This is a genomic window from Ignavibacteria bacterium (assembly GCA_025612375.1).
Taxonomy (GTDB): Bacteria; Bacteroidota; Ignavibacteria; order Ignavibacteriales; family SURF-24; genus JAAXKN01.
Map to the genome: position 1 here is coordinate 1 of JAAXKN010000117.1, position 1,560 is coordinate 1,560.

The 1,560-nt window shown below is 42.9% G+C and carries 1 protein-coding gene; it reads right to left on the reverse strand.

Annotated elements, in window-relative coordinates:
• Nucleotides 1-9: 9 nt before the first annotated feature.
• Entirely contained in the window at nt 10-1,515 is a 1,506-nt protein-coding gene (locus HF312_21570; GenBank protein MCU7522800.1) for an IS66 family transposase, read from the reverse strand.
• Nucleotides 1,516-1,560: the final 45 nt, after the last annotated feature.

The window sequence follows — 1,560 nt, forward strand, 5'->3', positions numbered from 1 at the left end:
GGTAACTATTTAGGTAGTAGTCATAGTTAAAAAGGAATATCCCTTAAAGACAGCGCACAATTCCTGATAGACAGGCAGATTATGTTTTCTTGTGGTCGATATAAATGCCTGGATTCTGGCATAACATTCAGCCCCATGAAGACTCCTGAAGCTGCCGGATACTTTCAGCTTAATTTTGGCCGGACGTATATCCCGTTCGGCCTGATTGTTTGTAAAGGGGACCTCCTTATTGAAGGCAAATGCGAGTATACTTTCCTTTAACTTCAGCATTCTTTCAAACAAATTCCGGCCCTGTGTCTTTTTAGTCCTCCCGGTTTTTTCATATCTTGGACACACAGTCTTTGAGGGAGGCGGTTCCTCCTGATCTGCCAGATGACATAGTTCATCAAATCTATTCTCAATTTCCACCCTTTTTCTCACTCTTTCTTCATAGGGCATCTTATAAAGATCGAGTAAGTAATTCTTAAACTTACAGGCCCACTTTCTCTTCTTTATTTCCTCCTGGAATCTTAGCTCCCTTATAATATGTGCTCCGCATATGGCATGCTTAAAATTGTCGTACATAAAATAAGCACCCCAGCAGTCATGTACTGCCCAGCCTGATATCTGCCTTATCAGTGACTTCCTGCTCTCAAGGGCCCTTACGCCACGATACAGATCGGCAAAGATATAAGTGTACTTTTCAGTCGAGCTGTTGTGCAGCCATCTGATTTTCCCATCAACCCTGATTCCGCTTTCATCAAAATGAACAACCGGACTGTCTATAACAGCCTGCTTTATGACCTGTTCTGATTCAGTTAAATTATTACTGCAGGCCTCATTCGAAGAAACAATTGTAGACTCATTGATACTATAGCCAAAAAGATCATTAAACAGCTGACTTATCTTTTCATATGGCATCTTATATTCATTATTAAGCAGAACCGTAATGGCCCTTATCTTATTTCCATACTGCACCGGAGCCCTGACCTCAGGAGGATAAGTGCCAGGCTGTTCTTTACTGCAGATGGGGCATATACACTCGCACAGCCTGTACTCTGTTACCTCCAGTCTGGGCTCAGGCAGGTCCATTACCTGACGGCGTGATACTACATTGTACTGAATACCTCTTAGATCACTGCCACACCTGCTGCATCTCTCAGGAGGCCTGCAGAGAACGACAGCCTCGGGCTTATCACTCATCTTTAGAGTATTACCCTCGTGGCCCTCCTGTCCGCCTCTTTTCCCCCCTTTTTGTCTTGGAAAGGCCGGCTTCTTACTCAGTCCGTCACTTGAAGGAGGCTTACTGCTGTTGGTGCTGTTTATTTTCAGGCGTGCCCTTAAATCCGAATTCTCCTCACCTAATCTGAGATTCTCTTGCCGGAGAAACTGATTCTCCTTACGAAGATCTAAATTCTCCTTTTCCAGATTATCGATCCTTAAGAATAGTCCCTGGAGTTTATTCTCAAGATGCTCCAGCCTGTTGTCTATATTTTTTATTTTCTCTTCCACATAAATTAGGTAAGAACTTTTCACCTAATTATTAATACCAAAAAATGGGACCTAAATAGTTACGAACGT